The organism is Nonomuraea sp. NPDC059194 (genome assembly GCF_042754765.1).
In the GTDB taxonomy this organism is placed as follows: domain Bacteria; phylum Actinomycetota; class Actinomycetes; order Streptosporangiales; family Streptosporangiaceae; genus Nonomuraea.
This window is the reverse complement of sequence record NZ_JBHZBH010000003.1, coordinates 346,379-373,374: the sequence shown is the minus strand read 5'-3', so window position 1 is coordinate 373,374 and position 26,996 is coordinate 346,379. Positions and strand designations below refer to the sequence as shown.

Here is a 26,996-nt window from a genome sequence, read left to right as displayed (position 1 = left end):
TCATGGAGAGCCTGGTCCTCGACCCGCCCGCCGCGATCGCCGAGGAGGCCACGCTGTCGGCGCTGCTGCGCTGCTGCGTGCGCGAGGTGGCGGGGCCGCGGGGGCACGTGTGGCCCGCCTCGCCATACCTGCTGCTGACGGTGGCCGGCACCCTCATCAGGGCGCGCACCGGCGGCGGCGCCGCGCTGCGGTTCGAGGGGCAGGCAGAGCGGCTGGAGTTCGGCGCGTGGGTGCCGCTGACCGCCGACGAGCTGGTCAAGCTGGCCGAGGCCGAGCTCGACGGGCACAACCCCGAGTTCGCCGCACAGGTGGCGGCCAGCAGGGACGCGCTGGCCGCGATCCTGCGGGCCCGAGCCTGCGCGCCGCCGCCCGACGATCCGTGGCTCGCCTCCGAGCAGGCGCTGGTCCTCGGCCACCCGTTCCATCCCTCGCCCAAGGCGCGCGGCGGCGACGACTGGCTGCGCTACGCGCCCGAGGCCCACGCCTCCTTCCCGCTGCGCCTGCTGGGGGTCCGCGAGGACGTGCTGGCGCAGGAGGGCGACGCCTCCGCCCTCGACCTGGCAGGGGTCGCGCCGCCCGGCTACGCGCTGCTGCCCGCCCACCCATGGCAGCTCGACCTGATCAGGCCCGCGTTCGACGACCGGCTGATCGATCTCGGACCCGGCCCGCTCGTCTCCCCCACCTCCTCGGTGCGCACGGTGTACGACCCGGTGGGCGGGAACTGCCTGAAGTTCAGCCTCGACGTGCGGATCACCAACTGCGTGCGCAAGAACGCCTGGTACGAGCTGTCCGGCGCGGTCGCGCTGACCGAACGGCTCGCGCCGGTCTTCGCCGAGCTGGCCGCGACGTTCCCCGGCACGCGCTGGCTGCCCGAGCCCGGCTACCGGTCGGCGGCGCTCGACAGCAGGCTGCTGGAGGGCCTGGGCGTGATCGTGCGGGCCAGCCCGTGGTCGGTGTGCTCGCCTGGACTGACCCCCGTGCTGGCCGGGGCGCTGGCCTGCGCGGCGCCACCCGCCGACCCACTCTCCTGGTGGGCCGCCTACGTGCGGGCGGTCGCGCTGCCCGTGCTCGACGCGTACTTCACCCACGGCGTCGTCCTCGAACCCCACCTGCAGAACGTCCTGGTCTGCCTCGACGCCGAAGGCCGCCCCGCCGAGGCGATCTTCAGGGACCTGGAGGGCACCAAACTCGTCGGCCACGACCTGTCGGGGCTGCACCCGAGGGTGGCCGAGGCGCTCACCTACGACGCCTCGCGCGGCTGGGCGCGGGTCGTCTACTGCCTGATGGTCAACCACCTCACCGAGATCGCCGCCACCCTTGCCCTCTCCGATGCTGCGCTCCGAGATCTGTGGGCGGTGGCCAAGGACGTGCTCGCCGCGTACGGCGACGCCTCGGGCTGGCCGCTGCCGCTGTCGGACCTGCTGGCGGGCGCCCCGCTGCCCGCCAAGGCCAACCTGACCGTCAGGTGGGCCAGAGGCGCCGACAGGAACGCGGGATACGTGCCGATCGCGAACCCGTTCGCATGATCTTCGAGGTCGCCCCGTCGCTGGACGCCCCGGCCTTCGTCTACGACCTGGCGGGGCTCGACGCGCACGCCGCCGCCGTACGGGCCGCCCTTCCCGGCATCGAGCTCTACTACGCGGTCAAGGCCAACCCCGACCCCGCGCTGCTCCGGGTCCTCGACGCCCACGTGGACGGCTTCGAGGTCTCGTCGGCCGGCGAGCACACGCACGTCAGCGCCGTCCTGCCGAAGGCGCGGCTGGCGGTCGGCGGGCCCGGCAAGACGGACGCCGAGCTGCGGCTGCCCGCGCACCGCGTGCACGTCGAGTCGCCCCACGAGCTCCACCGGCTGGTCGACGCGGGTGTGCGGGCCGACGTGCTGCTCAGGCTGAACCTGCGCATGGAGACCACCGGCGCGGCCCTGACCATGAGCGGCCCCTTCGGCATGGACGCCGACGGTCTGGCCGCGTGCCTGCCGCTGTTCACCGACGCGGTACGGCTGCGCGGCGTCCACGCCCACCTGGCCAGCGGGCTGGACGCGCCCGCGCTGCTCGACCTGGCGGCGGCCGTCATGGCGCGCCACGACGAGGAGGTCAATGTGGGCGGCGGCATGGCCGTCTCCTACACCTCGCCAGACTCGCGCTTCGACTGGGCCGCCTACGGGACGGGGCTCGCCGCGCTGCGCCGCCCAGGCCAGGTGGTCAGGATCGAGCCGGGCCGGGCGCTGACCGTCTACTGCGGGTCCTACGTGACCAAGGTCATCGACGTACGGCGGGTGCACGGGAAGGCGTTCGCGATCGTGCACGGCGGCACCCACCACCTGCGGACGCCCGCGACGAAGGGGCACTCGCAGCCGTTCACCGTCCTGCCGACGGGGTCGGGGCCCGGCGTCGAGGACACGCCCGTGACGGTCGTGGGGCAGCTGTGCACGCCCAAGGACGTGCTCGCCGCGGAGGTCAGGACGTCGATCAGGGTGGGGGACACGGTGGTGTTCGGGATGGCGGGCGCGTACGCGTGGAACATCTCCCACCACGACTTCCTGATGCACCCGAAACCCGGCTTCCACTACCTGACCTGATCCCTTGTCCGGCCCCCAGTCCCGCGGCCCACGGTCCCGTGCTCTGGTCCGGGGCCGTCGGCGGGTCAGCGGCGGGTGGGGATCGCTTCTATCAGGGCGACCAGGCCGTCGGCGTCGAGCAGGTCGACGGGGCGGACGGTGCGGTTGAACCGTACGTAGTGGAAGGCCGCCCCCACCCGCTCCAGCGGCACCCCCGCCAGGTGCGACCACGCCAGCCGGTAGGCGGCCAGCTGCACGGCCGCGCCACGGGCCGCCTTGCCCGTGGGCGGGCGGCCGGTCTTCCAGTCGACCACCTCGAACGAGCCGTCCTCCCGCTCGAAGACGGCGTCCATCCGGCCGCGCACCAGCCGGTCGGCGATCATCGTCTCGAACGGGACCTCCAGGTCGAGCGGCTCCCTGCCCGCCCACTCGCTCTCCTCGAAGCGCTCCTGGAGCTCGGCCAGCCGCTCGTCCGGCTCCTCCGGCTCGTCGAACGCGCCGGGCAGCTCGAAGTCGTCGATCAGCCGCTGCTGCCCCCACCGGGACTCCAGCCACTTGTGGAAGGAGGTGCCCCTGCGGGCCAGCGGGGCGGGCTGCGTGGGCAGGGGGCGGCGGATCCTGCGGGCCAGGGCGCCTGGGTCGGTGGCGAGCGTGACCAGGGAGGACACGGTCAGCTTGGCTGGCAGCTCGACGACGGTCCGCGAACGGCGTCCGTTGGTGGCGCGCTCGCGCAGCAGCAGCTCGGTGTCGCGTTCCCAGGCCCGCAGCCGCTCGGCATCGCCCTCTCCGACCTCCTCCCCCTCGGTTTCCTTCTCCGGGTCGAGGTCGTCGATCGACTCCATCAGGGCCTGTAGCACCAGGTCGCGGCCCTCCTCGATGGCCTGCTGCCGGACGCCGCCTGGCGTGAGCGGCCAGGTCGCCTCGGCGGGCTCGGCGAGCAGCGGGTTGGTGGCGCCCTCCGCCGGTTCCGGCGCCCAGAAGGCGACCCTGCCGCAGGTGTCCCTGATCTCCAGTAGGAAGTCGGACGGCTCCAGCGGCCTGGACGCGCTCCCCCACCGGTAACCGGAGGCGATCAGGTGGTAGTGGGCGCGGGTGACGGCCACGTAGGCCAGGCGGCGTTCCTCCATCAGGTCGCGGTCGCGGCATCGTTCGTCGAAGGCGTCCAGCTCGTCCTTGGTCAGCCCGGTCAGCCTGGGCAGGTCGGCGGCGTCGCCGCGCAGCGGGTACGGCAGCTTGCGCGGGTTCTCCGTCCAGCGGCTGTTGGTGACGGGCGTGGAGGGGAAGATGCTGCCCTTGGTGATGCCGTTCCTGCTCGTCAGCTGCGACAGCCCCGGCACGACGACGATCGGCCACTCCAGGCCCTTCGAGGCGTGGACGGTCATGAGCTTCACGCTGTTGCTCTCGCCGACCCGGCCCGCCTCCAGGCCGAACTCCTCGCTCTCGGCCGCCTCCAGGTAGGCCAGGAACGCGCCGAGCGTCGGGTCCTCGGAGTCGCCCGCGAACCGGGAGGCCGCGTCGAGGAAGGCGTCGAGATCGGCGCGGGCGGCCACCGCGCCCGCCGTACCCGATCGGGCCGCGACCTCGATGTCGAGACCCATCCGGCGCTCCGCCTCGGTGATCAGATCGGGCAGCGGCTGGTGCGTGTGGGCGCGCAGGTGGCGCAACTCCTGCGCCAGCGCCACCATCCTGGTCCTGGCCAGCGGCGAGAACGCATCCAGCCACTCCTCCCTGTCCGGCAGCTCGTCCAGCGCGTCGACCAGGCTGCCGCGCTCCTCGGCGAGGTCGGCGACGGCCTGGTCCAGCGGGTCGGTGACACGTTCGGCGCCCTCGCGCAGCTCGCGGTTCAGCTCCCTGGCGAACTCGCCGAGCTGCCGCAGGTCGGCCGGACCGATCCGCCAGCGCGGGCCCGCCAGCAGCCGGGCGAGCGCGTCGCCCGCGCTCGCGTCGTACAGGACCCGCAGCGTGGCCACGAGGTCGCTCACCTCGGGCACCGTCAGCAGCCCGCCCAGGCCGACCACCTCGACGGGGATGTCGCGCTCTTCGAGCGCTCTGCGCAGCGCGGGGAACTGCGACCGCTTGCGCGCGAGCACCGCGACGTCCTGCGGTTGGACGGCGGGCGTCTTCTTGCGCTCGCCCGCGCCCCACGGCAGGCCGTCCGGCGCGACCTCCTGGTCGAGCGCCTTCCGCACCTGGTCGGCCACCCACCGCGCCTCGTCCTCGGCGGTCTCGTGGAAGGCGCACGTCACGCGCCCCCTGTCGACCCGGTTGGGCCCCGGCACCAGCACGGGGACCTCACGGGCCTCCATGCGCAGCGGGAGCTGGACGCGGGCGGCCACGTCGAGGATGCGGTCGCCGTTGCGGAAGCTGACGCTGAGCTGCCTGACCGGGGCGGGATCGCCCTTGGCCGTGGGGAAGTCGGCGACGAACCGCCGCAGGTTGCCCGACGAGGCGCCGCGCCAGCCGTAGATGGACTGGCACGGGTCGCCGACGGCGGTGACGGGGTGGCCGTTGCCGTACAGGCTTCTGAGGAGGACGAGCTGGGCGTGACTGGTGTCCTGGTACTCGTCGAGCAGCACCACCGAATAACGGGAGCGCTCGATGCGGCCCACGTCGGGATGGTTGGCGGCGATGCGGGCGGCCAGCGACATCTGGTCGCCGTAGTCGATGACCTCCCGGCCGCGCTTGAGCCGTTCGTAGGCCTCGACCAGGGGAAGCAGCTGCTCGCGGGCGTCGTGCACGCTGATCGGCCTGCGCTGGCGCACGGTCGACGCCTCTGTCCGCCGCTCGCGCAGCCACTCGCCCAGCCGCCTGACGTCCGCGCCGGAGCGGAGGTGCTCCGCCAGCTCGCCCGCCAGCTCCAGCACGGCGGCGGTCACCGACGGCGGACCCAGCTCGATCTTGTCCATCGGCCCGTCGTACATGGCGACCACCCGCGAGGCGAGCTGCCACGAGACGGCCGGGGTGACCAGGCGCATGGTCGGTTCGAGCGCCTCGCGGACGGCATGGTCGGTCACCAGGCGGGCGGCGTAGGCGTGGTAGGTCGAGACAGTCGGCTCGTTGTCGAGCAGCTGGGCGGGCACCAGCCCCGCCTCCGCCAGGCCGTTCAGCCGCTCCCTCACCCGGTGGGCCAGCTCGGCGGCGGCCTTGCGGGTGAACGTCAGCCCCAGGACGCGTTCGGGTCTGACCAGGCCGTTGGCCACCAGCCAGACGACGCGGCCCGCCATGGTCTCGCTCTTGCCCGAGCCCGCGCCCGCCATGACGACCATCGGCTCCAGCGGGGCCTCGATGACCGTGGCCTGCTCGGAGGTCGGCGGCAGGATGCCCAGCTTGTCCGCCAGCTCAACGGGATTCAGCACACCTGCCCCCCGCTGTCGTTGACGGGGCAGCTGCCCTTGGCCGCGCACGTGCGGCAGCCGTCGTTGACCTTCGCCTGGAAGAACGGGCCCGACATACCGAGGGCGACGGTGTCGACCATGTCCCTGGCCCAGTTGTCGTTCCGGTCGAGCGGCGCCTGCGCCTGCTCCTTGGCCTCCTTGCCCGCCGCCTTCCCGACCTGGACCAGCGCGGCGCCCCCCGGCTCGGACAGGCCGTGCCGCTTGAACGCGTCGAGCAGCACCGCCAGCTGGTAGACGCCGAGCTGCGGATGCCGGTCGAGCTCCTCCGGCTTCGGCTTGGAACTGCCGGTCTTGAGGTCGATGATGAACGCCCTGCCCTCCTCGTCCATCTCCACCCTGTCGACCCTGCCCTTGATCTGCACGCCCTCCGAGACCATCGCCACGAACGACTCCTCGGTGGCGACGACCGTCCGGCCGTTGCGCCGCTGCCACTCCATGAACTTGGCGATCATCTGCTCGGCCGTCCTGCGCTGCTTGCGGTTGAACCAGACGCCGCCGAAGTCGAGCTCGGTCCAGATGTCGTCGAGCCGCTTGCCCAGCAGTTCCTCACTGGCCAGGTCTTCTGTGGCGAGCACGGCCAGCGCGTGGACGACCGTGCCGAGACCCTGCGCCGAGCTGGTGCCCGCCGCGCCCACCGCGGTCTCCAGCAACCAGCGCAGCCCGCACTTGGTGAAGCTCTCCACCGCGGACGGCGAAATGCGCACGATGCCGTCCGGCCAGCTCAGCGGGCGCTCGTCGGAGATCGGCGTGAGCGCGTACCACTCGCTGGGATGTGCCCCCCGCACCCCCTGCCTGGCCAGCCGCGCCAGATGCCGGGCCGCCTGCTGCCGCATGCCCTCCGGCTGCGCGGCGTCGGTGACCACGCTGCGCAGGTCGGCCACCAGCGCGGCGAGATTGAGCCACCTGGCGTGATCGTCGACCGTCGCCTCCTCGACCGCGCCCGGCATCAGCTCCGACAGGAACCGCGAAGGCCGCTCGTCGGCGTCCTCACCGCCGACCGCGGTGACGACGAGCCGCTTCCCGGCCCTGGTGGCGGCCACGTAGAACAGGCGGCGCTCCTCGGCCAGCTGCTTGGCGGCCAGCGCGGCGGCCGTGGCGTCCGTGGAGTCGAGCGGCGCGCCCTCCGCCAGCTCGACCAGCTCGTCGACGCCCAGCAGCGAGCCCTTCAGCCTGATGTCGGGCCACACCCCCTCCTGGACGCCCGCCACGACGACGAGATCCCACTCCAGGCCCTTGGACCTGTGCGCGGTGAGCACCCTGACCGCGTCGCCGTCCGGCGCCCGCTCGGCGAGCGTGTCGCCGGGGATCTCCTGGGACGACAGGTCCTCCAGGAACACCTCGGGGCCCGCCTTCGGCATCCTGTCCACGAACCTGGCGGCGTAGTCGAACAGGGCGACCACGGCGTCGAGATCCCTGTCGGCCTGCGCTCCCCTGGCGCCACCGGCGAGGCTGAGGTCGGTCCAGCGCTCGGCCAGGCCGCTGGCTTTCCATACAGCCCAGATCACGTCTTCGGCCGTGCCGCCGGTCTGGACGGCTTCGCGGGCGGTGTGGATGAGCTTGGCGACGCGTTCGGCGGGGAGGGCGATGTGGGGCTCGATCCTGACCAGCTCTCTGGCGTCCTTGAGTGCGGCGAAGAGCAGCTCACCCGAGGAGCGCGGCGGGGCGGCCCTGTCGTCGCCTTGGGTGTCGGAGTCGGTCGTGGCCTCGTCTTCGGCGGGCCCGGTGTCGCCGTCGGTCGGCGCCGACACCGCTGGGGTCGACCGCGGCACCTCGGCGAGGCCCGTCGAGTCGGTGGCGCCGTGCGAGTCGGCAGTGCCGGTCGGCCTGGTCGGATGGGCCGCGTCGGTCAGGTCGGCCGGGTCCGGGTCGGCCGGATCGGTCGAGTCCGGGACGGCCGGGTCCGGGTCGGTCGGGTCGATCGGGTCGATCGGGTTGGTCAGGTGGGTCGGGTTGGTGGTGTCGGTCGGGTTCGTCAGGTGGGTCGGGTTGGTGGTGTCGGTCGGGTTCGTCAGGTGGGTCGGGTTGGTGGTGTCGGTCGGGTCGGTGGAGGCGTTGAGGTGGTGGGTGATCTCGTTCTCGGCGATCTTGAGGGCGCGCCTGAGCCTGCGCACCCCGAGCATGTCGGTGCCGCCGAACGGCCCCGTCAGCAGTTCCTCCGCCACCGCCTCGTCGAGCGCGGCCTGGTCGAGGGCGACGCGGAGGGCGGTGAGGATCGGCCGTACTCCCGGCTCCTGCGCCAGCGGCACCTCGTCGCCCGCCACCATGGTCGGGACACCGGCGCTCACCAGCGCGCGCCTGAGCAGCGGCACCTGCCGAGCCGCCGACCGCACCAGGACCGCCATCCGGTGCCACGGGACGCCGTCGATGAGGTGGGCCCTGCGCAGGGTATCGGCGACCACGGCCGCCTCCTGGCTGGTGCTGTCGGCGATCAGCACCCTGACCTGGCCAGGGTCGGCGTCCTCGGGCGCGACCAGATCGCGATGTCCGCGCGCCTGACGCCGGTCGGGCATCTCCCACGCCTTCGCCCCAGGGGTGGCGGGCGCGGCCTCCGCACGGGCACCGGGAGCACCCGACACCCGAGGATCGTGGGTGTCCTCCGCACGACCAGCGCGCGACGACACCCGGGCATCGTCACCTGTTGGCACGCGGGCATCGGAAGCACCCGCCCCCCGAGCATCGCCACCCGCCGGCACCCGAGGACCATCAGCGTCCGCCGCACGACCATCGGGCGACGACACCCGGCCTTCGCCACCCGCCGCCGCACGAGGAGTGGGGTCGGCTGACGCACGGGCGGTGTCAGAGGCGGGCGGCGGGTCTGGTGTCGACCACGGGTCGGGGGCGGGAGCGGCCCGGCCGTCCGGGGTGGGGGCGGCGGGGAGGCGGGCGGCGACGCGGCGGGAGGCGGTCAGGAGTTCGGGGCCGCTGCGGCGCGACAGGTGAAGGGCGACGACGCGCGCCGGACGCCCCGCGCGGTCGCGGAACTGCTCGGGGAAGCGGAGGATGCCCTGCACGTCGGCCCCGCGGAAGCCGTAGATCGACTGGTCGGGATCGCCGACCGCGACCAGGTCGCGCCCGTCGCCGGCCAGGTGCCGCAGCAGGTGCTCCTGCGCCGGGTCGGTGTCCTGGTACTCGTCGACGAACACCGCGTCATAGGCCGAGCGTTCGCGATGCCGTACCGACGGATCGGCGAGCAGCGCGGCCGCAGCCCTGATCAGTTCGGCGTAGTCGAGCGACAGCTCGGGGTCGAGGTCGAAGCGTTCCTGGTAGCGCTGGGAGAAGCGGCCCGCGGCCACCCAGTCCGCCCTGCCGTACTGCCTGCCCAGATCGACCAGGCGGGCGGCGTCGAGGCCGCGCTCACCCGCGCGGGCCAGGAAGTCGCGGAGTTCCTCGGCGAAGCCGCGCGTCTTCAGCGCCTCGCGCAACGACTCGGGCCACAGCGGCGCGCCGTCCTCCAGCTCGCCGTGGAGGAGGCGGCGGATCTCCAGGAGTTGCTCGGGCCCGGTGAGCAGGCGCGGCGGCTGCCTGCCCTCGAGGACGGCCTCGCGGCGCAGCAGCGCGTAGGCGTAACTGTGGAAGGTGAGGGCGAGCGGCGTGCGGGTGGTACGCCGCAGGCGGCCGGTCACCCGCTGTCGGATCTGCTCGGCGGCCTTGCGGCTGAAGGTGAGGATGAGGACGCGTTCGGGATCGACCCCGCGCCGGTCGACCCGGTCGACGATGGCCTCGACGATCGTGGTCGTCTTGCCGGTGCCGGGGCCCGCGAGAACGAGCAGCGGGCCGCCGGGATGCTCGACCACGGCGCGCTGGTCGCGGTCGAGCGCAGGGGCCGCACCAGGCCCATCGCCGCCACGCCGCACCAACCGCCAGGTCTGAGAACTCACAGCACTAGATTCCACCAGACCACACGGACAGATCGTGCCGACTTGACCGGTCTTCCCACGCGATCCGCCCACCGTATCGGGAGAAATCGCCCCGGCCGTTCTCCGACACGCGGCAGATCAGGTCCAGGTCGGCTGCCATGCCGACCTGGACCCTTCCGTTCGCCGATCAGACGAGGACGGCCTCGTAGCCCACCTCTTCGACGGCCTCCACGATGGTCACGTCGTCGATCTGGCCTTCGCTCGTCACCTTGACGTGCCCCGTGGCGAGGTCCACGTCGATGGCGCTCACGCCGGCGACGGCGCCGATCCGCGTCTTCACCTTTCCCGCGCAGCCGTTGCACGTCATGCCGGTGACCTTGTAGGTGCTGGTGCTCATGACTTCCTCCTCATACATACCCCCAGTGGGTATGGAGAAGATAGCACAAACCCCAGAGGGGTATGTGAGATGTATGTCACTCCTCTCCTTATACCTATAGGGGGTATATTCACGGCTCATGAGAAAGCTGAACAGAATCACCGTCGTCGGGGCGTCGCTTGCCGGGCTGCGTGCCGTACAGACACTGCGCCGAGAGGGCTTCGAGGGGGAGCTCACGCTCATCGGCGCGGAGACCCACACCCCCTACAACCGCCCGCCGCTGTCCAAGAGCGTCCTCAAGGGCGACGACGACGTCTCGTTGCCCGGGGCTGAGGAGCTCGGCGAGGACTGGCTCCGCGGCCGGCAGGCGGTGGCCCTTGACGCCCTCGCCAAGGTCGTCACCCTGGACGACGGCTCCGCGGTGCCCTGCGACGGGCTTGTCATCGCGACCGGCGCGCGGCCGAGACGGCTGGCCGACCATCCGGCGGGGGTGCACACGTTGCGTACGATCGAGGATTCGCTCGCCCTGCGCGCCGAGCTGAACACCGGCCACCAGAGAGTCGTGGTGATCGGTGGCGGCTTCATCGGCGGGGAAGTGGCCTCGACCGCGCGCGCCCTCGGGCACCAGGTGACCCTGGTCGACAGCGCGCCACACCCTATGCTCGCCGCGTTCGGCGCCGACACCGCCCAGTGGCTGGCCCGCCACCACCGGGACAACGGTGTGGAGCTCATCTCAGGCACCCGCGTCGTCGGCTTCGGGGGCGGCCCGCGCGTGACGGAGGTACGGCTGAGCGACGGCCGCTCCATCCCTGCGGACCTCGTGGTCGTCGGCATGGGAGTCGCGCCCAACACCGAATGGCTCGCAACCAGCGGGCTCACCCTCGACGACGGCGTGGTGTGCGACGCGACCCTGTACGCGCGGGGCGCCGCCGACATCGTGGCGGCGGGCGACGTGGCGCGCTGGCCGAACGGCCTGTACGGCGACGCCCTGGTCAGGGTCGAGCACTGGTCCAACGCCAACGACCAGGGAAGCGTGGCCGCCCTCAACCTGCTGGCGGGGCCCGAGAACGCCAAGCCGTTCGCGGATCTCCCCTCCTTCGCCACGCACGTGCACGGCGCCCGGATCCAGAGCGCGGGGCTCCCACCGCTGGCCGACGAGGCCAAGCTGGTGGCGGGTTCGGTCGAGGAGGACAGCTTCGCCGTCGGCCTCGCCAGGAACGGCGTGCTGGTCGGCGCGGTGGCGGTCAACTCCCCCAAGGACCTGATCAGACTCAAGCGCGGCATCGCCGCCGGCAGTTCCCTCGCCGCGGTCCTGGCATGAGCCGCGGTCCTGGCATGAGCCTCGGCCCTGGCCTGAACCTCGGCCCTGGCTTGAAGTGACGCAAGGGGGCCCTCGCTGGCCGCGTTCGGCCCCCTCCACGACCTCAGCTCGCCGGGCGCAGCCCGGACAGGATCACCGTGACGAGCCGATGGACCGCCTCCTCGGATCGTGGCGGCCGTGGGACTCGCGCGAGATGAGCGCACCGGTCGTCTCGGCGATCTGCGACATCGTCACCGACCGCAGCCCGTGTTCGGCCACGAGCGCCGCGGTGCTGTCCAGGATCGCCTCGCGCACGTCGCGGCGATGCGCCTCGCTGGTGCAGTATTGGCGGGCCAGCGCTGCCAGTGGTGTCAGGTTTGCGGCATTGCCTCGTCCCCGGAGCCCGCCGCGACGGTGGCTTCCTTCGCAGCAGCGGCATCCAGTACTGCTCGGGCCGCCGCACGCAGGGCGTCGTCGTCGCAGACGGCACGCCAGTGGTCGTGGCGTACGGGGCGTTCGTCGGCGTCGAGGAGGGCGTGCAGGACCGGGGTGGCCGGCGTGATGGACGCGGGGTCGGTGGCGGCGACTTCGGCGAGGAGCTGCAGGGGGTCGAGGCTTGTGAGGCCGGTGCTGCCGGGTGGCGGGCAGATCCGGACGAGATCGATCAGGGCCGGGACGACCTGCTGAGGGTCTGAGGTGAGCCGCCACAGGCTCTGGACGGTCTTCATCGCGTCGAAGCGGTTCTCGTGCTTGATCCGTTCCCTGATGGTGGCACGCAGCTGCTGCGCGACGCGTTCCGCGATGGGAGGATGGGTGGCGGCGATCTCGGCGAGCAGCACAAGGGCCTCGACGCTTCCCGGGGTCTGATAGACCTCGAGTGCGCTGCGCGCCGTCAACTCCTGCAGCTCCGAGAGGACTTCTTCTGCGTCCCCGGTGACCCGCCAAAGTGCCCGGGCCCGTTCCACGGCGCCCCGCGGCGCATCGGACCAGAATTCCGGCTTCCTGCTCAGCGCCGCGTGGAACATCCCGCGCAGCCGGTCCGCCGCAGACGCCCCGAGCGAGCCGCCGAGCGTGACGCAGGCGCGGAGCAGGGCGGGCTCGGTGAGCTGAGGGCTCGGTTCCGGGAAGCCGCTGTTGTCGGGCGAGCGCAGCAGAGCGTGTACGGGCTCGTTGTCTCCAGTGAGGACGTGGTACTCGAAGGGGCTGATGTGGGCGAGGTCGCTGTCGAGCCCGCCGATCAGGGGTTTCAATCGTTCGCGTAGCCGCTCGCGGTGGGCGGCGACGGCACCGCTGTCAATCCGGAGCAGGGCGTGTGCGGCAACCATCAACGTCTCGTCGTCATCAAGGAGTTCGATCAGTCGCGGGACGACTTGGCCTCCGTCCTGATGCCATTGACGCAGGATCGAATAGTACGGATGCCAGCGGTTCGCCGTTCCCCTGATCTGGGCCAGCAGAGGGTCGAGGAGTACGTCGGCGTGCGCGGCGAAGGGGGTGAGCGCCTCGGTGAGGCTGAGGTCGCTGCGGTTCCAGCTGCGGTCGATCGTACCGGTGGGGCGGTAGGAGAAATCTCCGCGGGCGACGAGCAGCTCGGCGAGGGGCGGCACGCAGCGCGCGTCGCCGATCCGGCTCAGCGCCCAGATGGCGTGCTCCCGCGCGAGTTCGTGGGATTCGCCGGCCGCGGTGAGATGCGTGGCGACGAGGTCGGCCCAAGGACGCGCGGCTGCTCCGCACATGGCAAGAACCCGCAGAGCGAAAAGACGGTTCTCCAGACGTGCATCGTCCACGAACTCGGCCACAGCCGGCAGGAGTGCGGGTACGGCGGAGCGCCAGCGGGACATCAGGCGCGCGGCGATCCTGAGGCCGCCCTCGCGCTCTGCGGGACCGTGGTGGCGCAGCAGCGCGTGCGCGAGGGCGAGCCGTCCGGGCAGGTCGGCTCCGAGCCGCTGGTCGGCTTCGGTGATGACATCGACCCGCGGGGAGAAGTACTCCACGGGTGGATAGGCCGTTGCGGTTGAGGAGGCGAGCAGTGCGTCGGTGGTGACGCGGGCGTACAGGGGATCGGCGTGCTCGGGCAGGGTGCGGCGTAGAGCCTCTACGGCTTCGAGTCGGACGTCGTGGCGGACTTCTTCGTCCCACGCGATCCAGGCGTCGATGTCCTGGTCGATGTCGGGTTCCTCGCCCTTCCCTCCGACGGTCGTGCGGTGTCGCAGCCACGCGAGTGCTTCTTCGCGTCGGTGGATGGCGTGGCGGGCGAGCTCACCGACGGCCAGCACGAGGCGCGCCGCCAGCCATCGGTCCGGCTCGTCGTCGAAGCGCGACAGGAAGCGGGGGATCAGGGTGTCCGCGTGAGCGGCGGACTGCGCGAGGGCGTCGACCGCGCCGGCGCGGATGTTGAAGTCGTCGTCGTCGAGCAGCGGCAGCAACCCGTCGGCGGATCGCTCCCAGGCAGCCGGCCACGCCGGGTCGACGGTGGGCCGCCACTTGCCTTCGAGGATCCGGTCGACCTTCGCGGTCGGGGCGGTGTTGCCCGTTCGCGCAGTGTCGGCGATCGTCCGCAGGATCTCGAAACGCGCCGTCACGTCCGGATCCCTGGCTGCCTCGACGAGAAACGGCAGCATCTCGGCAGCCGCCACCCGCACCGAACTGCCGTCGCCGTTGGCCGCGTAACGCAGAAGCGTGCAGGTCCTGTCGGCCGTGATGCGGTCGGGCGCCCAGAGCTCTGCCAACACCTCGGGGCCATACTGCTCGCCGGTGTAAGGATCGCCCACCTTCGACCAGTCGACCTGTGCGGCAAGCCGCGCCAGTCGTTGTGCTCTCGCCTCCTGTGCGGACATACCGCCGCTCGCTGCCCTTCGTCAGCTCTTCGGGGTGAGACCCAGCAGGGGCAGGGCAAGGGGGCGATTGCCCCTGCGCCCGTCCCAAGCTTCGTAGACCAGGGCTTGCGGGCCGGTGATCCGCAGGCCGTCGCGCAGACCGGTCACCGTCATCCCGGCCAGCTTGCGGTAGGCGTCCGAAGGCGACGGCCAGGGCAGCTTGATCCACCAGTTGTGGCCGTAGACGGTGTCCTGGGGCAGCCGCCAGCCCGCCTCAGCGATCAGCCGGCAGCCCGCCTCTCCAGCGCGCAGCGCAGGGTCGAGATAGTGATCGCCGACCAGTTCGGCCTCAAGCGATTCGTCACTCTGCAGGAACTGCGCGAACCGGCTCGCCTGCCCGCCCTCCCTGATGATCAGCACCGATCCGGCGGCCAGCGAGGCCAGCTGCTCGGCGAGCCCTTCACTGAACTCCTCCCACCTGGTCACAGCAACCCCTCCTCGTCCATCTGCAGAAGCTCTTCGTCGAGGGACAGTCGTTTGTTGGTCACCAGCTCCAGGTACACCGAGTCACCCGTGTGCTCGAGGACCAAGGTGGTGTCGGCACCGGCCCAGTGGATTGCAGCATCGGCGCCCGGCTTGCGGTCCGTCGGTTCGCCCAACGACGTGCGCAGCGCGGCGGCCATCCTCGCGAACGCGTCCTGGGTCTGGGCCCATTCCGCCGCGTAGTCGGTCAGGCGCAGCCGGACGCGCTCAACCATCTTCTCGTCCTGCACTCTCCCGCGGCGGGACGCGGCACGGCCAGCCCTCTCGAACCCAGTTTCGAGCAGGTCCCAGCGCGGCCAGATCATCAGCGCCCGACGAGTGAACTGCGTCGACCGCCTCGCACTCGACGTAGCCCCCAGCTCCCACGTACAGTCCAACGACCGCAACTGTGCCGCAAGTTCGACAATCCTGGCATCACTCAATGCACGCCATTGCGTCATAAGCTCCCAGAGGCGCGGCGCCTTCACCGCCCGGCCCCTGCCCTCCTCACTCTCCACGCGGCCACCCTGCACATGACCGACACTTTGCCGATCATGACACACCGCCGCTCCGCCCGGATCAGCACCAGATGAGCCACCTGCACGGCACCGACCGAGCGGTTTCCTGAAGACCCGGTCGCACCACAGCCCCTACCGGCGAGGCAGGTAGTGTCCAGCCTGGCACGTGTGACGGCGCAGACGCCGTCGTCCGGCATGCTCCGGAGCCCATCCGTCGTGCTCCACGCCGTGCTGGCGCTGCTTCTCCTGCTCGTGGCCATGGTGCTGTCGGTGTACAAGCCGCGCGGCCGAACCGCTACGGACGCGTCGAGCGACGCTAGGACGCCAGTGCCGGGTGCCCGCTTGGGGCACCCGGCTGCGCTGGTTCAGGGCTGGTGGACGGCGGTGAAATCCCTGCCCGCGTTCGTGGACTCGTAGACCGTGCCGTCCATGGCGGCGGCCAGGAGACGGTCGGCGGACACGGCGGTGAAGGCGACGGCCTGCATGGGCAGGCGTCCCCCTGGTCGCCAGGTCGAGCCGCCGTCTCTGCTGGTGTGCACCCGGCCGTCGGGAGCCACGCCGACCAGGTGGTCCTTGCCTGTCACGTCAAGGAAGGACAGCAGCGGGGCGCCCTTCAGCGCCCGGAAGCTCGTGCCGGAGTCGCCGCTGACCTTCACCCCGTCGGGCGTGGTGGCATACAGGCGCTCGGGTGCATCGACGCCGGCGGCCAGGTCGAGCAGGTCGAGCCGGGCGGCGGGCTTGAGGTCCGCCCCCTTGCCGCGCCAGACCTGGCCGGTCTGGCTGTCGTAGCCGTAGACGGTCGCCCCCACGACCTGCAGGGCGTGGAAGTCGGCCGTCCCGGCCAGCGCCACCTGCTCCCAGGTGCGACCGGAGTCAGAGGAGCGGATCAGGCCCAGGTGCGGCGCCTGCCCCGCGCCGATGTCGGCCTCGGCGGGATGCCCGCTGGCGTAGAAGGTCTTCGGCCCCGCGACCGTGAAGCCCATGTGGTCGGCGGTTCGGTCCCCCACTCTGACCAGCTTCTTGTTCTCCAGCGTGAACAGTCCGAAGTGACCCGCCACATAGGTCTTTCCGGTGGCGGGGTCGACGCCCAGCCCGTGGACGTGGCCGACTCCCGGATCCGTGGGCTGCGCGGCGGGCTCGGACGACTGGGCCTCCGAGCCGCACGCCGTCAGGCCGGCGGCGAGAGCGAGCGCTGTCGCGAATTTCTTGATCATCTCATGCCTCGTAACCGAGGAGGCTCATCATACCGGCCTCCGCGTGATAGACGTTGTGGCAGTGGATCATCCACAGGCCGGGGTTGTCGGCCTCGAAGTCGACGTGGAGCGTCCTGCCGGGCAGCACGATCGCCGTGTCCTTGCGCAGGCCGCTGCCGGCCAGGGCGAAGGTGTGGCCGTGCAGGTGCATGGGGTGCCACATCAGGCTCTGGTTGACGAAGGACAGCCTGACGCGCTCGCCTGACCTGATCGGTTCGACGACCTTGGGGTCGTACTTCCTGCCGTTGATGGCCCAGTCGTACTTCGCCATGGTTCCGGCGAGGTTGAGAGTGATCGTCCGGTCGGGTGTCCGCGCGGCCAGCCGTACGGCTTGGGCGGGTTTGAGCTGGTCGTAACCGGCGAGCCGGCCCTCGAGCTCGGCGGGGCGCACGTCCGCCTTCGGCGCTCTGGCGCTCTTGGCCGTACGCACCACGGCACGCGCCAGGCCGCGCTTGCCCTCGGCGAGCGCGACCAGCGGGAAGGCGCCGTCCTTGAGCGTGACCAGGACGTCGTAACGCTCGCCCATGCCGAGCAGCAACGAGTCGGTCTCCGTCGGCTCCACGGGGAAGCCGTCCGCGTGGGTGACGGTCAACGTGTGACCGCCCAGCGCCACTCTGAACGCGGTGTCGCCACCCGCGTTGATCAGCCTGATCCGCAGCCGGGCACCTGGTTTGGCGGTGAACGTCTCAGGGGCGTCGGCCACCCGGCCGTTGACGAGGAAGTGCGGGTAGTAGACGTCACCGGCGTCGCCGCCGAGCAGGTCGCTTTCGGCGTTCATCATCATGTGCGGCCACTTCGCCGACGTGGACGGCGTGGGCGTCGGCGTGGGCATCGACATGGCGCCGTGGCCTTCGTGGCCGCCCTCGCCCGTCATGCCCGCCATCGAGGTCAGCTCGGCCAGCACCTCGTCGGGGGTTCCCGTCACGCCGTCCATCCAGTCGTCCAGGACGACGACCCACTCCTGGTCGTAGGCGAGCGGCTCGGCAGGGTCCTCGACGATCAGCGGCGCGTACAGGCCGCGGTCGAGCTGGGTGCCGTGGTGCGGATGGAACCAGTACGTCCCCGGATGCGGAGCGGTGAACTCGTAGAGGTGCTCGCCACCGGCGCGGATGGTCGGCTGGGTCACGCCGGGCACGCCGTCGGCATCGTTGCGCAGCGCCAGGCCGTGCCAGTGCACGGTCGTCTCCTGCGGCAACCGGTTGGTCAGCCGGGCTCTGACCACCTCCCCGGCCTGGACGCGGATCTGCTGTCCCGGCAGGCGCTCGCCGTACAGCCAGGTGTTGACGCTCGGCCCGCCGAGGTCGGCCTGCCCCTCACGGGCGAGCAGCTGGAACTCCCTGGCCCGGCCAGGACGGCGGGCGGTTTCGGCGGCGCGCACCTGCGCGCCGCCCGGTTGGACGAAGGTCGTGCTCTCGTTCGTCGAGCACGCTGACAACAGGGCTCCTCCTGCCGCGGCCAGGCCGGCGCGCAGGAAGAACCGTCGATCGATGGATGTCATGAGTCGCTCACGGATCGCGAAACGGATGGATGGCCCTGAAACCAGGCCTCCTATATCCGCAGAACCGCCACACGTCGCAGCACGAGCGCGAACAGCGGCGGTGAGCCTCGAACAGCGGGTAGTGCTGTCGGACGCTTGCTGCCCGAGCCCGCGGTGGACGACCCGCGACCGGGGCCGAACAGGGTCAGCACGATCATGACGAGGATCGCGGCGACCGCGGCCAGGCACAGCACGACAGGACCGGGATCGGCATCGGTCTTGAAGTGCGTCATGGTGGCGTCAGGATGATCCGCCACTGCCATGTGGGCGCCGACCGGGGTGTGCGAGGCCGCGCAGAAATGCGCGGTGGCGTAGCTGAGCCCGACTCCCATCAGCACGAACGCCAGCAGCACGAGCTTCGGCAGCCAGGCGGAGAACGCGCTCCTTCGGCTCACCACTCCTCCCATCCCCCAGTCTCGGACTCACCCTACCCCCCGGGGGCATGGGCCTACTCCGTAGGTGGTAGTCCGGCCGGATCTGCGTCCGCTGTCGTAGTCGCAGGAGTCTCCCCTGGTAGGACGACCGCGCCCGGCGGCTGGTGGACGATTTCGGGTGATGAGAACCACTCATGCACGAGGAGCTCACTGATGTTCGTCCGTATCGCGATCACCGCGCAGACCGTGGCCCTGCTGCTGCAAGCCGTCACCGCCGGGCTGCTGCTGTCGTCGCCCGGTGGGCGGGCGGCGCACAGCCTCTTCGCCGTCGGCGTGGCGGCCGCCGTCCTGCTGCACCTGGTCGCCGCGCTCGTGACCCGCCGGATGAGCGCCATCCTGCCCGCGGCCGGCATGCTGGTCGCGACGCTGGCGCAGATGGCACTGGGCATGGCGCATATCAAGGCCGCGCACGTCCCGCTGGGCGTGGTGATGTTCGGGGCGAGCATGGTGCAGCTGAGCCGCGCCTGGTCCGCCGGGCGCACCGTCGCCGCCGCCGCATGACGATGACCAGGCGGCAGGCGCTGCATCTGCTCGGGCTCGGCGCGGCGCTCAGCGTCTCGGGCTGCTCGCTGCTGGGCCGTACCCCGCTCCCACGACTGCTGGAAAGCACCGCCCCGCTGCCGGCGCCGTACACCGTGCCCCTCCCCCTGCCCGCGGTCGCGAAGCCGGTCAGGACCGACGCCCACACCGACTACTACGAGCTCGTCCAGCGCCAGGCCGAGGTGGAGATCCTGCCCGGACTGCGCACCCCCATCTGGGGGTACGGCGGGCAGTTCCCCGGACCGACGATCCGGGCACGCAGCGGCCGCCGGACCGTCGTCCAGGTCGCCAACCGGCTCGGCGTGCCCACGGTCACCCACCTGCACGGCGGGCACACCCCTGCGGAGTCCGACGGCTACCCCACCGACCTCGTCCAGCCCGGCACGCGGCGCGACCACACCTTCCCGCTCGACCAGCGGGCCGCCACGCTCTGGTACCACGACCATCGCATGGACTACACCGGCCCGCAGGTGTGGCGCGGCCTGGCCGGTTTCTTCCTGGTCAGCGATCAGGAGGAGGAGTCACTGCCGCTGCCCTCGGGTGAGCGGGACATCCCCCTGATGATCTGTGACCGATCGTTCAACGCCGACGGCTCCATGCCCTACCCCGCGCGCCACGACGGGCCGGGGGCCCGCGAGGCGTTCATGGGCGGGGTGCTGGGCGACGTCATCCTGGTCAACGGCGCTGCCTGGCCTGAATTGAGGGTCGACCGTGCCCGCTACCGGCTGCGCCTGCTGAACGGCTCCAACGCCCGCACCTACGAGCTGGCCCTCCCCGCTGGCGGCACGCTGGTGCAGATCGGCAGCGACGGCGGCCTGCTCGCCGCTCCCCGCCCCCTGGATCGGGTACGGCTGGCGCCGGGCGAGCGCGCCGACGTGATCGTCGATTTCGCCGCCTACCGCGTGGGCGACCGCGTCGAGCTGCGCAACCTCCTGGAGGAGGGACCGCAGGCACGGGTGATGCGCTTCGCCGTCGACCGCGACGCCCGCGACGACTCGGCGATCCCCACGACGCTGTCCCGCATCGAGGTGCTCGACCCGGCCAAGGCCAAGGTGACCAGGGACTTCCAGTTCGCCAGCGGTGACGTGCACGGCCACACCGGCTGGCTGATCAACGGCAGGCCCTTCGACACCGGCCACGTCGAGGCCAGGCCGCGGCTGGGCGACATCGAGGTCTGGCGGATCACCAGCGACGTCGCCCATCCCGTCCACCTGCACCTGGACCACTTCCAGGTGCTGTCGGTGGCCGGTGAGCGCCGCGGCGGCCCGCCGGAGTGGAAGGACACCGTCGAGCTGCGCGAGTCGCAGACCGTCGAGATCGTCACCCGCTTCACCGGGTACCGCGGCCGCTACGTGATGCACTGCCACAACCTCGAGCACGAGGACATGGCCATGATGACCAACTTCGAGGTGATCTGATGCCTTCCTTCCACCAGTTCCTCACCAGTCTGCCCGTCGAGCTCGGCCTGGGCACCGACGACCCGGCGGAGATCGTCGACCGGTATCACACCCCCGACATCATCTACCGCACCGACGGCGTCGTCATCGACCGCGACCGCCTCATCGACCACGCCAAACCCGCTCGCAAGAACGCCACGGAGCTGGACCTGCAGGTCCACGAGGCCATGGTGCAGGGCAACCGCGCCGCGGCCCGCTACACGATGCGGGTGCGCACCCGCAAGGACAAGACCCTGGAGATCGACGTCTACCTGTTCGCCACTCTCGCCCCAGACGGACGGGTCCGCCGGGTCGACTCGATCACCCGAACGGTGACCTCATGATCCTTTAGCCTTCGGACACACCGAAGGCGGTCCAGCCGACGTCGGGGAACCCGGCGGCCTCGGCCACGGCGGCGGAGGCGCGGTTGTCGAGGGCATGCATGTAGGTGGGGATCGCGCCCTCGTCCAGTACGCGCCGCGCCGCCTGGGCGACCAGCCCGCGGGCCAGGCCGCGGCCCCGCGCCTGGGGTGCGGTCACGACGGCGAGCTCGCGTCCGTAGGCGTCGTGCCGTTTGACCCCCACTCCTGCCAGATGGTCGCCGGTCTGCGGATCCCTGGCGATCAGGACCTCACCGCCGAAGGGTCGCAGCCATGCGGGAACCTCCGGGTCATCGGCGGAGACCCAGATACCGGCGTCGGCGAGGGGCGCGGGGCGCGTGGTCCAGCGATAGACGGCGGTGAACCAGCCGCGCTCGGGGAAGCCCACCAGCGGGGGGACCGTGGGTCCGAGCGTCGCCAGGTCCTCGCTTTTTGCGTACTGCTTCGCGATCGCCTCGGCGTGCTCGGGCGGGACCGAGAGGATGCCGCCCTGGGGGCTCCCCACGCCCAGGACGGGATGGATCTTGCCGTCCCAGCCGGGGCGCACGCGTCCGGCCTCGGCGATGACGTCGAATCCGGTGGTGGCGGGCCAGCCGCCGAGCCAGCGGGACAGATGGTCGATGAGCCGCTCCGGTGTGGTCATTGCCCCACTTTATACGGGAGGGGGGTACCTCATCACGTCGGCCTCCTGTGCGCAGGCTTCGACGGCTCAAGTGGAAATACCATAGGGGGGTATGGTGTTATAGTGAGCAACACCGAGCGCACCAGCGCCAGTCGATACCCCCGGGGGGCTCCAAGTGTCCGAGAACGGTTACACCCTCAACCCGCTCACCAGCACGATCGAGTCCGGCGTGCCGACCGATTTCCGGTTCACGGTGACGGGCCCGAACGGCAGTGTCGTCACCGACTACCAGGTGCAGCACGACAAGAAGCTCCACTTCATCGTCGTCTCCAGGGACCTCGGCACGTTTCAGCACCTGCACCCGGTCGAGGCGGGCAACGGGGTCTGGTCGGTGAAGCTGACGCTGCCCGAAGCGGGCGCCTACCGTGCCTTCGCCGACATCGCCCCCACCGGCGGCAGCGCCCTGACGCTGGGCGCGGACCTCCTCGTGGCCGGCGAGCACACGCCCAGGCCGCTGCCCGCTGCCAGCCGTACAGCCGACGTGGACGGTTACACCGTCACCCTGGACGGCGACCTGGTCCCCGGCCAGGCGGCCGGGCTCACCCTCAAGGTGAGCAAGGACGGCACGCCGGTGACCGACCTGCAGCCTTACCTCGGCGCGTACGGCCATCTCGTTGCTCTGCGCGCCAGCGACCTGGCCTACCTGCACGTTCACCCCGACGGCGAGCCAGGCGACGGCAGGACCAAGCCAGGCCCCGAGATCGTCTTCTACGCCGAGGTGCCCAGCAGCGGCGACTACCGCCTCTTCCTGGACTTCCAGCACGACGGCAAGGTCCGCACCGCCGACTTCACGGTCGGCACCGCGCAGCACGCGACCGCCACGCCGAGCCCCGCGCAGTCCAGCGGGCACGGCCACCACCACCACTGATCCGCAGAACGCTGAGAAAGGAGAGGTGATGTCTTCGCTCACCGACGACAAGCCGCAGAGCGCCGTCGAACTATCGATCGGTGGCATGACCTGCGCGTCCTGCGCCAACAGGATCGAGCGCAAGCTGAACAAGCTCGAGGGCGTGACCGCGACGGTCAACTACGCGACGGAGAAGGCGAAGGTCACCTTTCCCGAAGGAATCGACCCGCAGCAGCTGATCGCCACCGTGGAGTCGGCGGGCTACACCGCCGAACTGCCCAAGCCTCCCCAGCCGGAGGGCGAGCCGCAGGAGCCGGAGGACGAGCTCACGCCGCTGCGCAACCGGCTGGTCACTTCGCTCGTGCTGGCCGTACCGGTGATCGCGATGGCGATGATCCCGCCCCTGCAGTTCACCAACTGGCAGTGGCTGTCGCTGACACTGGCCGCGCCGGTCGTGGTCTACGCGGGCTGGCCGTTCCACAAGGCCGCCTGGACGAACCTGCGCCACGGCGCGGCCACCATGGACACCCTGGTCTCCCTGGGCACGCTGGCCGCCCTGGGCTGGTCGCTGTGGGCGCTGTTCTTCGGTACGGCAGGCACGCCCGGCATGACGCACCCGTTCGACTTCACGATCTCCAGGACCGACGGCTCGGGCAACATCTACCTCGAGGCCGCGGCGGGCGTGACCGCGTTCATCCTGGCCGGACGCTACTTCGAGGCCCGGTCCAAGCGCCGGGCGGGCGCCGCCCTGCGAGCGTTGCTGGAGCTGGGCGCCAAGGACGTCGCGGTGCTGCGCGACGGCACCGAGGTCCGCATCCCGACCGACCGGCTCGCCGTCGGCGACCGGTTCGTGGTCAGGCCGGGCGAGAAGATCGCCACCGACGGGGTCGTCGAAGAGGGCACGTCAGCCGTCGACGCCTCCATGCTGACCGGCGAGTCGGTTCCCGTGGAGGTACGGCCCGGCGACGCCGTGACCGGTGCCACCGTCAACGCGGGCGGACGCCTGGTCGTGCGCGCCACCCGGATCGGCGCCGACACCCAGCTCGCCCAGATGGCCAAGCTCGTGGAGGACGCCCAGACCGGCAAGGCCCAGGTGCAGCGCCTGGCCGACCGTGTCTCCGGCATCTTCGTCCCCATCGTCATCGCGCTGGCCCTCGCCACGCTGGGCTTCTGGCTGGGCACCGGTGACGGCGTGGGAGCGGCCTTCACCGCGGCGGTCGCCGTACTGATCATCGCCTGCCCCTGCGCGCTCGGCCTGGCCACCCCCACCGCGCTGCTGGTGGGCACCGGCAGGGGCGCCCAGCTCGGCATCCTGATCAAGGGGCCCGAGGTGCTGGAGTCCACCCGCAAGGTGGACACCGTGGTGCTGGACAAGACCGGCACCGTCACCGAGGGCAAGATGACGCTGGTCGAAACGCACGTGGCCGACGGCGAGGACACCGACGAGGTGCTGCGCCTGGCCGGAGCGCTGGAGCACGCCTCCGAGCACCCCATCGCGCAGGCCATCGCCAGGGGCGCGGCCGAGCGGGTCGGCGCCCTGCCCACCCCCGAGGACTTCGCCAACGTCGAAGGGCTCGGCGTCCAGGGCATCGTCGACGGGCACGCCGTCCTCGTCGGCCGCCCCAAGCTGCTCGCCGAATGGTCGCAGTACCTGCCCGTCGATCTCGAGCGCGCCCTGCAGGCGGCTCAGGCCGCCGGCCGTACGGCTGTCGCGGTCGGCTGGGACGGCAAGGCCCGCGCGGTCCTCGTCGTGGCCGACGTGGTCAAGCCCACCTCGGCCGAGGCCATCCGGCAGCTCCGCGCGCTGGGCCTGACCCCGGTGCTGCTCACCGGCGACAACGAGGCCGTCGCCAGGAGCGTGGCCGCCGAGGTCGGCATCGACGAGGTGATCGCCGAGGTGCTGCCCAAGGACAAGGTGGACGTCGTCAAGAAGCTGCAGGCCGAGGGCAGGACCGTGGCCATGGTCGGCGACGGCGTCAACGACGCCGCCGCGCTCGCCCAGGCCGACCTCGGCCTGGCCATGGGCACCGGCACCGACGCCGCCATCGAGGCCTCCGACCTCACCCTGGTCAGAGGCGACCTGCGGGTCGCCGCGGACGCGATCCGGCTGTCGCGCCGGACGCTGCGCACCATCAAGGGCAACCTGTTCTGGGCCTTCGCCTACAACGTGGCCGCCCTGCCGCTGGCGGCGATGGGACTGCTCAACCCGATGATCGCCGGAGCGGCGATGGCGTTCTCCAGCGTGTTCGTGGTGAGCAACAGCCTCAGGTTGCGCAGCTTCAAATAGCGGAACCACCTTCAGATAGCGGAACCACCGTGGTGGCCGGAGCCGATGGCGTCTCCGGCCACCTCGGCGTATCACGGGACAGCCTGGGCTCTCCCGCCCGGGCGCTCGCCGAGCCCGAAGCGGCGCGGCGCGTGCTGTTTCTAGAGCTTGTGGGCGATCACCCGGTCGCTGCTGCCCGGGAACACCATGACCAGGATGTGCTGTGGCAGGTCTTGGTCCCAGACAGGCTCGCGGTAGTGCACCCGCACGCGGTAATGCCCTTCGCCGAGGAAGGCGAGATTGGTCAGCTCACCTGGTCCCGACATCGGATCCACGATCACCATGTCGCCGGTGGGGCTCTCGTAGCCGATCTCGACCACCCTGTCCCAGCCCTTGATCTCGACGGGCGGCCGACGTCGGTAGGTTTCCGTGGTGACGCAGATCCGAAACTCGGCGCTGGCGCCGACGCTCAGGTGCCCCGGCGTGCTGCCCACCAGATCGTGGTGCAGGGGTGGGTCCTCGTCCGAGGTGAGCTCGTGATCCTCGAACGCCTCCAGGCCGATCTCGGACCACAGGAGGTCGCGGGCCACAGCGACGGGCCTGATCCGCGGCCGATGCCTGGATTGGTCACACGCGGCCTGGTTCGCCGCGTTGCGCCGCTCGATCTCAGCTTCCTCGGCGGCGAGCTCCATGGCCCACTGCCGGGCGGCCGGCGGGCAGATGGGCGCGATCAGCGAGACCTTCACGCCGGCGCCGGGATACGCCGCGCACTGCCGACGCCCGTAGGCGAGCAGGAGGTGGTCGGGCATGGTGGGGAAGGAACTACGCGCGTCGCAGAGGAAGGCCAACTCAGCCCTGAGCTTCAAGGGTTCCTCGGTTCCGCATGCGTCGCGACCCGTGACGGGTCCCGATCCGAGGTCGGCGACGGGCAGGAAGCACAGCAGGCCACCCACCGCCACGCCCGCCACCGTGCGCTTGAACCAGTGGCTTCGGGCGAGCCGTCGCAGCCGACGCCGGGGCACCCGCCCCGGCGTCCGCACCGCTGTCAGCGCGCACAGCGCGGCCAGCGTGAGCGCGATGTCGGCGATGAGGAAGGCCCGCACGCCGTGCAGGAGGCCCAGCTCGCCGAGAACCGTCCGGCAGTTCCGGTCTACGCCCAGTTCCAGAGCGAGGATCAGCGCGCCGGAGCCGTGGACCAGTGAGATGGCCAGCACGGACACCCTCACGATCACGCGACCAACCGTCCCACACTCGCGCCTGACACTCGCCCAGTGCGCCGCAAAGGCCAGGAGCAGCGCGAGCACAGCTAAATACCGCAGCGGCGTCCTCCACCGGAGCGTCGCCCAGGCGTCCGAATCGATCTCGAAGCCCGAGCAGAACCCCACATACCTGAGGAGCACGAGATTCGCTCCCGACCGGGTGGCGACGTCCCACATGCCTGCAGTGGCCAGGAGCACGGCGGCGGACCACCATAAACGCGATCGTGAAGACACGGGCCGCAAAGCTACCGTGCCGTCCAGGGAATATGTGGGCTGCTCTCCTCCCCGGTCATAGAACGTCAGGTGGTGTGAAGGACGCGTCTGTGGGAGGAGGGCGAACCCTCGTGATGGGGTCGACCTGGCCTTCGACGGGTCCGGAACTCCGGGAGAGGGTGAGGCCGGCAGGTCATGGCGTCCAGATCGCTTTCGATGCTGTTGGCGAAGGCGTTTCGGCTGGAGACCGTAGGCCTCTCTATGCGGTTGGGGGTTGGTGGCGAGCCCGCCCTTGTCGGCAGGCGAGGGATCATTTCGTGGTGAGCAACAGCCTCAGGCTGCGCAGCTTCAGATAGCGGAACCACCGAGGTGGCCAGAGCCACCGGCGCTCGGTGGCTTACTCTCAGCCCGGTTACGAGCAAGCGCGCACCGAGGCCACCACCGGCATCGGCAGCATCCCCGCCGAGGACGTCATCCCGGGCTGGGCCGAATTGGTCGCGCAGCACGCGGACCGCAGCGCGTGAACTATTCGATCAACTTCGTCGCCGCCGCCCAGTGCCCAGATACCTGGCTGCCCGCCGAGGCATGGCAAGCTCTCGTGGACGAGCTACTGATCATCGGTGCCGATCCTGACCACCGTGGGGTGCAGCATCCCGAGGATGCACGATTTCGCGAGCAGGCGTTCGGCGCGGCTGGTCTGGCGTCCTACGTGATCGACGACGCGGTCAAGATCGTGCACATCTACTCGATCGTTTGGGCGGGCTGACCGCCACGCCGCCCTGTAGCCGCGTGAGGAGCGGTACCGGTTGGC

22 protein-coding genes are annotated in these 26,996 nt (G+C 71.2%); 10 read left to right on the top strand and 12 right to left on the bottom strand.

The window, feature by feature from the left end; genetic code table 11:
* Nucleotides 1–2 precede the first annotated feature (2 nt).
* The gene (locus ACFXJ8_RS07065) at nt 3–1,526 is read left to right on the top strand and encodes an IucA/IucC family protein (protein ID WP_379642900.1); all 1,524 of its coding nucleotides are present in this window, start codon (nt 3–5) and stop codon (nt 1,524–1,526) included.
* The gene (locus ACFXJ8_RS07060; protein WP_379642899.1) at nt 1,523–2,578 is read left to right on the top strand and encodes a type III PLP-dependent enzyme; all 1,056 of its coding nucleotides are present in this window, start codon (nt 1,523–1,525) and stop codon (nt 2,576–2,578) included. The genes ACFXJ8_RS07065 and ACFXJ8_RS07060 overlap by 4 nt, the downstream gene beginning before the upstream one ends.
* Nucleotides 2,579–2,643: 65 nt before the next feature.
* Here the strand turns inward: ACFXJ8_RS07060 and ACFXJ8_RS07055 are convergent, their stop codons facing one another.
* The 3 genes from ACFXJ8_RS07055 to ACFXJ8_RS07045 all read right to left on the bottom strand — a co-directional run bounded on the left by ACFXJ8_RS07055 (nt 2,644) and on the right by ACFXJ8_RS07045 (nt 10,206).
* Nucleotides 2,644–5,913: an ATP-dependent helicase gene (locus ACFXJ8_RS07055; RefSeq protein WP_379642898.1), complete on the bottom strand. Its 3,270-nt coding sequence runs from the start codon at nt 5,911–5,913 to the stop codon at nt 2,644–2,646.
* Nucleotides 5,907–9,830, bottom strand: a complete 3,924-nt coding sequence (locus ACFXJ8_RS07050; RefSeq protein WP_379642897.1) for a UvrD-helicase domain-containing protein — start codon at nt 9,828–9,830, stop codon at nt 5,907–5,909. The genes ACFXJ8_RS07055 and ACFXJ8_RS07050 overlap by 7 nt, the downstream gene beginning before the upstream one ends.
* A 166-nt stretch (nt 9,831–9,996) precedes the next feature.
* Nucleotides 9,997–10,206 (bottom strand): heavy-metal-associated domain-containing protein, encoded by a 210-nt coding sequence (locus ACFXJ8_RS07045; protein WP_379642896.1) that lies wholly within the window; start codon nt 10,204–10,206, stop codon nt 9,997–9,999.
* A 118-nt stretch (nt 10,207–10,324) separates the two neighbouring features.
* Between ACFXJ8_RS07045 and ACFXJ8_RS07040 the strand changes: the two genes are divergently transcribed.
* Nucleotides 10,325–11,506, top strand: a complete 1,182-nt coding sequence (locus ACFXJ8_RS07040; protein ID WP_379642895.1) for an NAD(P)/FAD-dependent oxidoreductase — start codon at nt 10,325–10,327, stop codon at nt 11,504–11,506.
* Between the two features lie 132 nt (nt 11,507–11,638).
* On the opposite strand, the gene ACFXJ8_RS07035 is transcribed toward ACFXJ8_RS07040, so the two are convergent.
* The 7 genes from ACFXJ8_RS07035 to ACFXJ8_RS07005 all read right to left on the bottom strand — a co-directional run bounded on the left by ACFXJ8_RS07035 (nt 11,639) and on the right by ACFXJ8_RS07005 (nt 18,523).
* Nucleotides 11,639–11,800, bottom strand: a complete 162-nt coding sequence (locus ACFXJ8_RS07035; RefSeq protein WP_379642894.1) for a hypothetical protein — start codon at nt 11,798–11,800, stop codon at nt 11,639–11,641.
* 56 nt (nt 11,801–11,856) lie between these two features.
* Nucleotides 11,857–14,319 (bottom strand): hypothetical protein, encoded by a 2,463-nt coding sequence (locus ACFXJ8_RS07030; RefSeq protein WP_379642893.1) that lies wholly within the window; start codon nt 14,317–14,319, stop codon nt 11,857–11,859.
* A 21-nt stretch (nt 14,320–14,340) separates the two neighbouring features.
* Nucleotides 14,341–14,784: a hypothetical protein gene (locus ACFXJ8_RS07025; RefSeq protein WP_379642892.1), complete on the bottom strand. Its 444-nt coding sequence runs from the start codon at nt 14,782–14,784 to the stop codon at nt 14,341–14,343.
* The gene (locus ACFXJ8_RS07020) at nt 14,781–15,338 is read right to left on the bottom strand and encodes a DUF6301 family protein (RefSeq protein ID WP_379642891.1); all 558 of its coding nucleotides are present in this window, start codon (nt 15,336–15,338) and stop codon (nt 14,781–14,783) included. Before ACFXJ8_RS07020 ends, ACFXJ8_RS07025 begins: the two co-directional genes overlap by 4 nt.
* A gap of 365 nt (nt 15,339–15,703) precedes the next feature.
* The gene (locus ACFXJ8_RS07015) at nt 15,704–16,552 is read right to left on the bottom strand and encodes a F510_1955 family glycosylhydrolase (protein ID WP_379642890.1); all 849 of its coding nucleotides are present in this window, start codon (nt 16,550–16,552) and stop codon (nt 15,704–15,706) included.
* 1 nt (nt 16,553) lies between these two features.
* On the bottom strand, nt 16,554–18,089 hold the full coding sequence (locus tag ACFXJ8_RS07010; protein WP_379642889.1) for a multicopper oxidase family protein: 1,536 nt from the start codon (nt 18,087–18,089) through the stop codon (nt 16,554–16,556).
* A 50-nt stretch (nt 18,090–18,139) separates the two neighbouring features.
* Nucleotides 18,140–18,523 carry a hypothetical protein gene (locus tag ACFXJ8_RS07005; RefSeq protein WP_379642888.1) on the bottom strand — a complete coding sequence of 128 codons (384 nt, stop codon included), beginning with the start codon at nt 18,521–18,523 and terminating at the stop codon, nt 18,140–18,142.
* 192 nt (nt 18,524–18,715) lie between these two features.
* On the opposite strand from ACFXJ8_RS07005, the gene ACFXJ8_RS07000 reads away from it, so the two are divergent.
* From ACFXJ8_RS07000 to ACFXJ8_RS06990, 3 genes are read left to right on the top strand one after another with little or no spacing between them, the layout of a single operon-like run.
* Nucleotides 18,716–19,063, top strand: coding sequence for a hypothetical protein (locus ACFXJ8_RS07000; RefSeq protein WP_379642887.1), 348 nt, complete (start codon nt 18,716–18,718; stop codon nt 19,061–19,063).
* The gene (locus ACFXJ8_RS06995) at nt 19,060–20,520 is read left to right on the top strand and encodes a multicopper oxidase family protein (RefSeq protein WP_379642886.1); all 1,461 of its coding nucleotides are present in this window, start codon (nt 19,060–19,062) and stop codon (nt 20,518–20,520) included. The genes ACFXJ8_RS07000 and ACFXJ8_RS06995 overlap by 4 nt, the downstream gene beginning before the upstream one ends.
* On the top strand, nt 20,520–20,882 hold the full coding sequence (locus ACFXJ8_RS06990) for a nuclear transport factor 2 family protein (RefSeq protein WP_379642885.1): 363 nt from the start codon (nt 20,520–20,522) through the stop codon (nt 20,880–20,882). Before ACFXJ8_RS06995 ends, ACFXJ8_RS06990 begins: the two co-directional genes overlap by 1 nt.
* Nucleotides 20,883–20,886: 4 nt before the next feature.
* On the opposite strand, the gene ACFXJ8_RS06985 is transcribed toward ACFXJ8_RS06990, so the two are convergent.
* A complete protein-coding gene (locus ACFXJ8_RS06985) occupies nt 20,887–21,561 on the bottom strand; it encodes a GNAT family N-acetyltransferase (RefSeq protein WP_379642884.1) in 675 nt (224 codons plus the stop codon).
* 154 nt (nt 21,562–21,715) lie between these two features.
* Here ACFXJ8_RS06985 and ACFXJ8_RS06980 point away from each other — a divergent pair, with 154 nt between their 5' ends.
* Nucleotides 21,716–22,468, top strand: a complete 753-nt coding sequence (locus ACFXJ8_RS06980) for a hypothetical protein (RefSeq protein WP_379642883.1) — start codon at nt 21,716–21,718, stop codon at nt 22,466–22,468.
* A 28-nt stretch (nt 22,469–22,496) separates the two neighbouring features.
* Nucleotides 22,497–24,734 (top strand): heavy metal translocating P-type ATPase, encoded by a 2,238-nt coding sequence (locus ACFXJ8_RS06975; RefSeq protein ID WP_379642882.1) that lies wholly within the window; start codon nt 22,497–22,499, stop codon nt 24,732–24,734.
* Nucleotides 24,735–24,874: 140 nt separating this feature from the next.
* Here ACFXJ8_RS06975 and ACFXJ8_RS06970 read toward each other — a convergent pair whose 3' ends face one another.
* A complete protein-coding gene (locus ACFXJ8_RS06970) occupies nt 24,875–26,170 on the bottom strand; it encodes a hypothetical protein (protein WP_379642881.1) in 1,296 nt (431 codons plus the stop codon).
* Between the two features lie 407 nt (nt 26,171–26,577).
* On the opposite strand from ACFXJ8_RS06970, the gene ACFXJ8_RS06965 reads away from it, so the two are divergent.
* Both ACFXJ8_RS06965 and ACFXJ8_RS06960 read left to right on the top strand, forming a co-directional pair.
* Nucleotides 26,578–26,709: a hypothetical protein gene (locus tag ACFXJ8_RS06965; RefSeq protein WP_379642880.1), complete on the top strand. Its 132-nt coding sequence runs from the start codon at nt 26,578–26,580 to the stop codon at nt 26,707–26,709.
* The gene (locus ACFXJ8_RS06960) at nt 26,706–26,951 is read left to right on the top strand and encodes a hypothetical protein (protein WP_379642879.1); all 246 of its coding nucleotides are present in this window, start codon (nt 26,706–26,708) and stop codon (nt 26,949–26,951) included. Before ACFXJ8_RS06965 ends, ACFXJ8_RS06960 begins: the two co-directional genes overlap by 4 nt.
* Nucleotides 26,952–26,996: the final 45 nt, after the last annotated feature.

Bases quoted from the DNA above. Each gene is read 5' to 3' on its own strand.
- ACFXJ8_RS07065 (WP_379642900.1), top strand. From the start codon at position 3: ATGGAGAGCCTGGTCCTCGACCCGCCCGCCGCGATCGCCGAGGAGGCC.
- ACFXJ8_RS07060 (WP_379642899.1), top strand. From the start codon at position 1,523: ATGATCTTCGAGGTCGCCCCGTCGCTGGACGCCCCGGCCTTCGTCTAC.
- ACFXJ8_RS07045 (WP_379642896.1), bottom strand. From the start codon at position 10,206: ATGAGCACCAGCACCTACAAGGTCACCGGCATGACGTGCAACGGCTGC.
- ACFXJ8_RS07040 (WP_379642895.1), top strand. From the start codon at position 10,325: ATGAGAAAGCTGAACAGAATCACCGTCGTCGGGGCGTCGCTTGCCGGG.
- ACFXJ8_RS07030 (WP_379642893.1), bottom strand. From the start codon at position 14,319: ATGTCCGCACAGGAGGCGAGAGCACAACGACTGGCGCGGCTTGCCGCA.
- ACFXJ8_RS07015 (WP_379642890.1), bottom strand. From the start codon at position 16,552: ATGATCAAGAAATTCGCGACAGCGCTCGCTCTCGCCGCCGGCCTGACG.
- ACFXJ8_RS07010 (WP_379642889.1), bottom strand. From the start codon at position 18,089: ATGACATCCATCGATCGACGGTTCTTCCTGCGCGCCGGCCTGGCCGCG.
- ACFXJ8_RS07000 (WP_379642887.1), top strand. From the start codon at position 18,716: ATGTTCGTCCGTATCGCGATCACCGCGCAGACCGTGGCCCTGCTGCTG.
- ACFXJ8_RS06995 (WP_379642886.1), top strand. From the start codon at position 19,060: ATGACGATGACCAGGCGGCAGGCGCTGCATCTGCTCGGGCTCGGCGCG.
- ACFXJ8_RS06990 (WP_379642885.1), top strand. From the start codon at position 20,520: ATGCCTTCCTTCCACCAGTTCCTCACCAGTCTGCCCGTCGAGCTCGGC.
- ACFXJ8_RS06985 (WP_379642884.1), bottom strand. From the start codon at position 21,561: ATGACCACACCGGAGCGGCTCATCGACCATCTGTCCCGCTGGCTCGGC.
- ACFXJ8_RS06975 (WP_379642882.1), top strand. From the start codon at position 22,497: ATGTCTTCGCTCACCGACGACAAGCCGCAGAGCGCCGTCGAACTATCG.